9 protein-coding genes are annotated in these 8,872 nt (G+C 38.5%); 6 read left to right on the top strand and 3 right to left on the bottom strand.

Translation table 11 applies throughout. From position 1 onward, the window contains the following. From ACOVO2_RS02120 to ACOVO2_RS02100, 5 genes are all read left to right on the top strand, one after another. On the top strand, positions 1-585 hold a 585-nt coding region (locus ACOVO2_RS02120; protein WP_421768386.1), incomplete at its 5' end, for an endo-1,4-beta-xylanase. A gap of 25 nt (positions 586-610) precedes the next feature. Continuing rightward, a complete protein-coding gene (locus ACOVO2_RS02115) occupies positions 611-2,074 on the top strand; it encodes an MFS transporter (RefSeq protein WP_421768385.1) in 1,464 nt (487 codons plus the stop codon). Positions 2,075-2,096: 22 nt separating this feature from the next. Beyond that, on the top strand, positions 2,097-3,116 hold the full coding sequence (locus ACOVO2_RS02110; RefSeq protein ID WP_421768384.1) for a glycoside hydrolase family 43 protein: 1,020 nt from the start codon (positions 2,097-2,099) through the stop codon (positions 3,114-3,116). A gap of 11 nt (positions 3,117-3,127) precedes the next feature. Continuing rightward, positions 3,128-4,291, top strand: coding sequence for a DUF4249 domain-containing protein (locus ACOVO2_RS02105; protein WP_421768383.1), 1,164 nt, complete (start codon positions 3,128-3,130; stop codon positions 4,289-4,291). A gap of 7 nt (positions 4,292-4,298) precedes the next feature. Further along, positions 4,299-6,686, top strand: coding sequence for a TonB-dependent receptor (locus tag ACOVO2_RS02100; protein ID WP_421768382.1), 2,388 nt, complete (start codon positions 4,299-4,301; stop codon positions 6,684-6,686). Between the two features lie 2 nt (positions 6,687-6,688). Here the strand turns inward: ACOVO2_RS02100 and ACOVO2_RS02095 are convergent, their stop codons facing one another. Both ACOVO2_RS02095 and ACOVO2_RS02090 read right to left on the bottom strand, forming a co-directional pair. After that, the gene (locus ACOVO2_RS02095; RefSeq protein WP_421768381.1) at positions 6,689-7,006 is read right to left on the bottom strand and encodes an antibiotic biosynthesis monooxygenase family protein; all 318 of its coding nucleotides are present in this window, start codon (positions 7,004-7,006) and stop codon (positions 6,689-6,691) included. An 80-nt stretch (positions 7,007-7,086) separates the two neighbouring features. Further along, positions 7,087-7,992, bottom strand: coding sequence for a ClpXP adapter SpxH family protein (locus tag ACOVO2_RS02090; protein ID WP_421768380.1), 906 nt, complete (start codon positions 7,990-7,992; stop codon positions 7,087-7,089). Between the two features lie 219 nt (positions 7,993-8,211). Here ACOVO2_RS02090 and ACOVO2_RS02085 point away from each other — a divergent pair, with 219 nt between their 5' ends. After that, complete coding sequence (locus ACOVO2_RS02085) at positions 8,212-8,499, top strand: winged helix-turn-helix transcriptional regulator (RefSeq protein ID WP_421768379.1); 288 nt, start codon at positions 8,212-8,214, stop codon at positions 8,497-8,499. A gap of 64 nt (positions 8,500-8,563) precedes the next feature. Here ACOVO2_RS02085 and ACOVO2_RS02080 read toward each other — a convergent pair. Then, on the bottom strand, positions 8,564-8,872 hold a 309-nt coding region (locus ACOVO2_RS02080; protein WP_421768378.1), incomplete at its 5' end, for an ATP-binding cassette domain-containing protein.

Here is an 8,872-nt window from a genome sequence, read left to right as displayed (position 1 = left end):
GAAGGCTACATCAAAGAAGCATTCGATTTAGCCGCCAAAGCTGACCCAACTGCTGAGTTGTATTACAACGATTATAACATTGAGCAACCTGCCAAACGCAAAGGAGCAATTGAGCTTATCAAGAAGTTACAAGCAAGCGGAACCAAAATCAATGGTGTTGGTATTCAAGGACACTGGAATCTTACGGGGGCATCGCTCAAAGATATAGAAGAATCAATCATTGAATTTTCAAAGTTGGGCCTTAAAGTAGCCTTTACCGAACTCGACATTACAGTTTTACCAAACCCATGGGATTTGAAAGGAGCAGATGTGAATCAAAACTTTGAAGGCAGTCCATTCATGAACCCCTACCCTTCTGGGCTTCCTGATTCGGTTCAGCAATCATTGGCCAGCCGCTACGAAGGGTTATTCAAAATATTTATTAAGCATCAGGATAAAATCAGTCGAATTACATTTTGGGGAGTCAATGATGGGCATTCTTGGCTGAATGGCTGGCCAATTAAAGGCAGAACCAATTATCCACTTCTTTTCGATAGAGCATATCAACCAAAACCAGCCTACAACGCAGTAATAAATTTAAAATAATCTAATAAAACCCTAAGAAAAAGCGATGAGTACAGAAACACATAAACTAACGGTCATAGAAAAGATAGGTTATAGCTTAGGCGATTTAGCAGCAAACCTTATTTTTCAAACATTAATGACATTTTTGGCGTATTTTTATACTGATGTCTATAAAATTCCTGCGGGAGCAGCCAGTATCATTATTTTTATAGGTGGATTTTTTGGTGCTTTTTTCAATATCCTGATGGGTATAATTGCCGACCGTACTAATACTCGTTGGGGAAAATTCCGACCATGGGTTTTATGGACTTCAGTACCCTTTGGAATTATCTCGCTATTAGCTTTTTCAACTCCCGATTTTGGTGAAACTGGTAAAATTATCTACGCTCTCGTAACTTATTTTTTACTTGTAATTGTTTACTCGGCAAGTAATCTACCCTATTCGGCACTTAGTGGAGTAATTACGGGCGATATGAAAGAACGTAATAGTCTTTCTTCTTATCGATTTGTGGCGGTAATGGTTGCTCAGTTCATTATTCAATCATTATTATTGCCATTAGCTTTATCGTTAGGACATGGAAATAAAGCCGAAGGATTCGAAAAAGTAATGTTATTCTTTGCAATAGTTGGAGTTATATGCCTGATAATCACCTTTTTAACTACAACGGAAAGGATTGTACCAGTTACCGAAGAAAAAAGTAGTATTAAGCAAGATTTAACCGACTTATCACGTAATAAACCATGGGTGATAATGTTATTAGTTACTATTTTTGTCTTCATAACATTAGCACTGAAAGGCGGTATGTATATTTATTATTTCAAGTATTATCTTGACCCTACTGCCCAAGCTAATTATCTTGAAAGCATCGGATTTAATACTTTTATAAAAGGCCTGAATGCCACAATTACGGGCTTTGGTCTAGGAAAATTTGAATGGCCAGAAGATGCTCCAACATCAGCAAATAGCCTTTTCAATGCGGGTGGAATCATTTTCATGATTTTCGGGATTATGTTTACAAAACCACTTGCTGATAGATTTGGTAAAAGAAATATCTTTGGAATCTTCCTTGCACTCTCAGCCTTATGCCTTATAGCTTTCAATTTTTATGACAAAGATGCCATAGGAATCGTTTTTCTTACTCAAATCTTACACGGATTTACGTATGGAGTAACAATTCCGCTCCTTTGGGCAATGATTGCCGACGTAGCCGATTATTCTGAATGGAAAAATAATCGCCGTGCAACCGCCATCATATTTTCAGCCATGATTTTTGGTTTAAAGATTGGATTGAGCGTAGGTGGAGCAGTTGGAGCTGCATTGCTTTCAACATTTGGCTATGTGGCCGAGCAAGCCACCCAAACCCCAGAAACAGTTTCTGGAATCAAACTATCCGTAAGTATTTATCCGGGCTTAGTTTTTCTTATTGCATGTCTTTTGCTTTTTGGTTATAAAATCAATAAAGCCATGGAAACACAAATAGAATCAGACTTAAAACAAAGAAGAAAGTAGTTAATAGTAACCAATTAAAACAATGCCAGAAGAAAGTATCGCACACATCGATTTTGATGTTTTAAATCAAAACTCGATTTCACAACCTCTCGTAAAACATATTTTTACGGCTGACCCATCAGCTCATGTTTTTGATGGGAAGATTTATATTTATCCATCGCACGACATCGACGCAGGAATTGCTTTTGATGATTTAGGAAGTCATTTTGCTATGGAAGACTACCACGTTCTTTCGATGGATTCTATTGATAGTGAAGCAGTTGACCACGGTGTGGCTCTGCACGTAAACGACGTACCTTGGGCCACTCGCCAAATGTGGGCACCTGATGCAACTCGCAAAAACGGCAAATATTACCTATACTTTCCTGCAAAAAAAGCCGATGATATTTTCCAAATTGGGGTTGCGGTTTCAGACTCTCCAACTGGCCCTTTTGTAGCCGAGCCACAGCCAATCGAAGGTAGTTATAGCATTGACCCAGCAGTTTTTGAAGATAAAGATGGTAGTTTTTACCTCTATTTTGGTGGAATTTGGGGAGGTCAATTACAGAAATACCGCAATAATCAGTACGATGCAGCGAACGAAGAGCCCCTTTCGCACGAACCTGCCCTTTGCCCAATTATAGCCAAACTAAGCGATGATATGCTACAATTTGCTGAAACGCCAAGAGAGGTAAAAATTTTAGACGAAAATGGCGAGCTTCTTTTAGCAGGAGACAACGACCGTCGATTCTTTGAAGCTCCTTGGGTGCACTACTATAATGGCAAGTATTATTTCTCGTATTCTACGGGCGATACTCACTTCATTTGCTACGCAACAGGCGATAACCCTTACGGACCTTTTACCTATCAAGGCAGAATTTTAAACCCTGTTGTTGGTTGGACATCGCATCATTCAATCTGCGAAGTTGATGGAAAATGGTACTTATTCTATCATGATTCGAGCCTTTCGGAAGGTGTTACTCATTTACGAAGTGTAAAAGTCACTGAAATTACATACGATTCGGAAGGAAAGATTCAGACGATTGACCCTTATTTAGATTAAAAACACAGATAGTGAAAAAGCTAACTACACAATTTCCCAAAATATTAATATTGTTGGGGTGGTTGTCTGTAATGGAGGGATGCGTCGAACCTTACACTCAATCAATTAGTACAAATAGTAAGATAATTATTGTTGAAGGTTTACTCGCAAACGATGTAAACCTTCGACCTATCTTATTGAAAGAATCGCTGCCTTCGGCTTCGGGAAGTAGCAATATTAATCCAATCAGAGGAGCAAAAGTTTCGGTGGTAGTCAATGGTAGCACAACTATTGCTCTCACCGAAAAACAAGAAGGCACCTACTATTTTGATAGCAATTTTAAGGGTGAAATTGGAAGTACCTACCAACTGAAATTCACTACCGCCGATGGTAAAATTTTTGAATCTAAAGTTGAAAAGCTTTTAGCTCCAGTTGCTATCGAAAAGGTTAGTCATTTACTTGATGCTGAAGGAATTTCAAATGCCGAAGGCAAAACGAGTGCTGGACATAAACTTTATGTCGATATTCAAGACCCCGCCAATGCTCAAAACCAATATTTGTGGGAATGGACGCTCTACGAAAAACAGAATGTTTGTCAGACTTGCATCGGCGGCTATTATTACCGAACTCCTGCACCTTACGGGGCTTGTGTAGAAGACGCCTTACTCAAACGATATAACAATATTTTTGATTACGCCTGCGAAACAAGCTGTTGGGAAATTGTCCGTTCTACCCAATTGGTTGTTAATAATGACGAACTTTCCAACGGAAAACTCATCAAAAATCAGTATATTGGCACTATGCCGGTCTTTCAATACACGGGTGCATTGCTCGATGTAAGCCAATATTCTATTTCAAAAGAAGCCTATAATTTTATCCGACTCAGCCAAAAACAAGGCATCGAAACTGGTGGTCTTGCCGATACGCCTCCCGCTGCTTTGATTGGAAACGTAAGTTCGGTCAATGACCCAACAATCAATACTTCTGGATATTTTATTGTGGCTGGAAAAGCAACCGCACCTCATTGGCTCGACAAACAAGATGTCTTCCAACAGCAAGTTGTACCCGTCGGACTTTTAGGTGGCCGAGCAACTAAGTATGAGCCAGCAGGCCCGAGTACGGTGCGTCCACCGCTTGCCCCGTGTGTCAATAGTGCTACTCGAACCAATCAACAGCCCAAAGCTTGGATTAACTAAAAATCAAATGAAATTCTATTTACTTCTACTAAAATTTACCCTTTTTAGTCTGTTGGCTAATGCTCAATTTTCGGTTCGTGGTAGTATCAGAGACGAAGACACAAACGAGTTATTGATTGGGGCAACCATTACTTTTAGCACGGGCGAAAAAGCGATTTTAAGCAACGAAAAAGGTGAGTTTAGCACACAATTGAAAACATCAAAAACTACCATTACAATCAAATATATTGGGTATAAAGCCTATACAGCAAAGCTAAATTTGAATGAGCAAACGCAGCCTTTGGTGTTTCTTTTGAAAAAAAATGAAAACGAATTGGCCGAAGTAGTAGTAAAAAACGATGCCTCATTGCAGGAAACCGAGCGGCCATTACTGGGTGTTAATACACTGAATATCAAGACAATCAACAAACTACCAACGCCCTTGGGCGAGACTGATATTTTAAAAGGATTGCAAATGTTGCCGGGTGTAAACAGTGTTGGCGAGGCATCCAACGGGCTGAATGTAAGAGGTGGAACTACCGACCAAAACTTAATCTTACTCGATAATGCCCCTATCTTCAACCCAACGCATATGTTTGGTTTATTTTCGGCATTTCCTTCGGATGCTATTTCGGGTTTGCAGCTTTTCAAAGGTAATATCCCCGCAAAATATGGTGGCCGCACGGCATCCGTATTGGATATTTCGCTGAGTAATCCATCTTTAACTAAATTCAGCTTAAACGGTGGAATTAGTATGGTATCAGAAAAGTTGCGTTTAGATATTCCAGTTATTAAAGATAAAGTTGGTTTACTCATTGCGGGGCGTGGCTCGTTTAATGATTTTATTTTGCCCATTGTTTCTCCGAAATTCAAAGAGATGAAATCAAACTTTGGCGATATTGCCGCCAAATTATTTTTCAAACTGGGTAGTAAAAATACCATTTCGCTGTCAAATTATTTGAGTTATGATTTCTTCCAAACCGAGCTTTTGGGAACAATCAATAGTGTAAATGCCACCTCGACCCAATTCCGTTATAAAACCAATAATATTTCGGGTAAGTGGATTTACGCCATCAACTCAAAAAATTTGATTGAAACCATTGTGGTAAACTCCGTTTATCAGCCAGATATTTTACTCCCCGAACTCAATTCGGCCAATAAAGTAAAAGTTTCGCAGCAGATTTCTTACCAACAACTGAAAAGCAATTACCGTCATACAAGCAATAATAATGCTATTGAAATTGGTTTTGATGTACTAAAATACGGCATAAATCCTGGCGAACTGATACCTAATAAGAGCGAATCGGTAGCCGCTAAAACGACTGATAAAGAATTTGGGTTGGAAAGTGGTATTTATATTTCAGACGAAATTAAGGTGAATGAAAAATTGGATATTTCGGCGGGTTTACGCTATTCAAATTTCATGAATTTAGGGCCTGCTACTGTCAGACTCTATGCCGAAAATGAGCCAAAAAGAGATAATACAGTGGTTTCAACACAAGATTATACGCAAAATAAAGTATCAAAATCTTATGGTGGACTCGAACCAAGACTCGGTTTGAAATATGCAATTAGTCAATCTTTAAACCTAAAATTTGGGTATAATCTTTCACGACAATACCTCCAACAAATCTCAAATACTACTACCCCGCTTCCTACTTCTCGTTGGAAATTGGCCGATTTTCATATCAAACCGCAAGTTAGTCAGTTGGCAACTATTGGCGTAACAAAAAATCTATCTGATGAACTTTACCAATTGGGTGTGGAAGTTTATTACCGAAAATCGCAAAATGTGATAGATTTTAAATCAGGGGCAGATTTTTTCTTGAAGAATTTCCCCGAAACCGAACTTTTGCAAGGATTTAACAAAAGTTACGGCATTGAATTGATGGCCTCGAAAGAAAAAGGAATGCTCACTGGCTGGATAAACTATACGTATGCGAGGTCGTTGAATAAAATTAATGAAGGTAATTTGCCCGAGCAACGCATCAATAATGGTAATTTTTATGCTGCTAACTACGACCGACCGCATACCGTAAACGCAAGCATCGTCATTGGGCAAGGGAAACACCACGATTTTTCGTTTAATTTTACTTATTCAACGGGGCGTCCGTTTACAACGCCACAGGGTTATGTTGAGTTTAATAATAACCTACTTCCTTATTATTCAGACCGCAACAACGCCCGAATTCCTGACTATCATCGACTTGATTTTGCCTGGAATATTTACAACCCAAAAATGAATCCAAACCGCAGATTTAAAGGTAATTGGGCTTTTTCGGTCTATAATTTATACGGACGAAAAAATCCATATTCTGTTTTCTACAGAGCCGAAAACCGAGTGTTGAACCCTTATAAATTGACGATTTTTGGGTCGCCAATACCATCATTAGCTTATAAGTTTACTTTCGAGTAAGCTTATAAGCCAAAACCATAATCTCGCTCAACCTTACAGATGCGAGTTTTGTAGGCTTTGTACCATTCTTTTCGGCCTGTTTGCTGAGCAATTTGATGCTCGGCATTTTGTTTCCAGTGTTTAATATCCTCCAAACTTTCCCAGTAAGAAACCGTAATTCCTATTTCATTTCTGGCCGATTCTATGCCTAAAAATCCTTTCATCTGGCTACCCAATTCAACCATTCGTTGAGCCATATCGCCATAATTATTATCAATTTCAGTACGAATTGATGTAAAAATCACGGCATAGTACGGTGCAGGTGGTGTGTTTGCTATCATGTAAAAAAAGCTTGTATAAATAAAACAAAAAAGTCACTCACCACGAGGCGAATGACTTATTGAAAGTGAATTTAGCAAATTTATTTTAGATACCAAATATTCCCATTTTTGGTAGCATACATAGTAAGTTGATGATTCTCTGTAAGTTTATTCAATTCTGCCTTGGCTTCTTCAAGACTTTTATTGGCCAAAACAGCAAATTCTTTGGCAGTTAAACTCTTATAATGCTCAAAGAGAAATTTCCAACCAGCATCAAAACTGTGTTTGGTAATATCACTTTTCAAGACTTTTAGCTTGTTTTCAAACTCCGAATAAGGCTTTGCTCCGTATAAAAACAAAGCATTATTTTCTTTATCAGTAAAAAACAACGACGGAAAACCACGAACACCCATCTGGCGTGCCAGTGCCAAATCTTCTTGAAAAAGAGTTTGGGCTTTCCCATCAAAATCTTGCTTTAATTTCACAGCATCAAGCCCCACTTCTTGAGCCGCTTGCTCGATAAACTGCCATTTGGTAATGTTCTTTTTTTCAAGAAAAACCATTTCCCTGATTTTTCTTAAAAACAAAATCGCCTTTGCATTATCTTGTATTTGAGCCGCCTTAAACGCTATCGAAGGTGGATACGATGACGGGAGCGGGTCTTCTAACCAAACATCACCATCAATTGGCATTTCGTAGTGATGGCTCACTTCGTCCCAATGATGAGCCACATCGCTTGGTTTACTAATACCTCCACTGTTATACGACCAATCTTTAAGCAAACCGCCCATGTGGTATTCGACTTCTAAATGTTCGCCGTATTCCAACTTCATGCGTCGTAATTGTGGTTCAATTCCCCAACAAGATGAACAAATAGGGTCAGTAAAATAAATAACCTTTATTGATTTTTGCTGAATTGTAGCATCAAATTTTACGGTAGATTCGGAAGTTTCGGTGCCGCAGATACCCGTTTCAATATCGCACAGCATGGGGTTTGAATTTTGCATTTTTGTTAACATTTGAGCGTTGCATGGATTTAGTAATACACTTAAAACCAAAAGTTTGATGTAGATTTTCATTTTTTATTCTGTACTTTTCAAAACAGATGATATAAATTTATGGCCATCGGGTATGAACCTAATTGCACTAAAATTATGTTGCAAAGGTGCAACTAAGATAAATGCTTGTCAATTAGTCAAAAAAAGATGACTACTGATTTTGAAAAAATGAAAGAAATAAAATGCCCTGCCGAAGAACTGCTAAAATCAATTGCAGGAAAATGGAAACCCATGATTTTACGACTCGCCATTGACGCACCTGTGCGATTTAATGCACTCTTACGCCAACTGGAAGGCTCAAATAAACAAGCCATTGCAACGGCCCTGAAAGAATTAGAAGCAGAGGGAATTCTGACTAAACAGACTATTCAGCTAAAACCGCTACACATAGAATATAGCTTATCGGAAAAAGGAAGAAAAATAGTGCCGCTTCTACAACAATTGGAAGATTTTTAAAAACAAAAAGCACCGATGATTACGAATCGGTGCTTTTTGTTGATGGTTACGTTTAAAAAAACGCTTATTTTCCTTTACGCTCAATCTCACGCAAATTCTCCATTTTCTTATTACGCAAGAAGCCTGTAATATCTTCAAAGTGTTCTCGCACTCGTTTGTTGCCAAATTCAAATACTTTATTGGCCAGACCTTCCAAGAAATCACGGTCGTGAGAAATCAAGATAATTGTACCTTCAAACGCACGCAGGGCATCCTTCAAAATGTCTTTGGTTTTCAAATCCAAGTGGTTGGTAGGCTCATCGAGAATCAATAAATTTACTGGTTCGAGCAAAAGTTTAATCATTGCCAAACGAGTTTTTTCTCCACCCGAAAG

The organism is Emticicia sp., from assembly GCF_049241225.1.
GTDB lineage: Bacteria > Bacteroidota > Bacteroidia > Cytophagales > Spirosomataceae > Emticicia.
The sequence above is the reverse complement of the archived record's forward strand: the minus strand, read 5'-3'. Positions and strand labels throughout refer to the sequence as shown.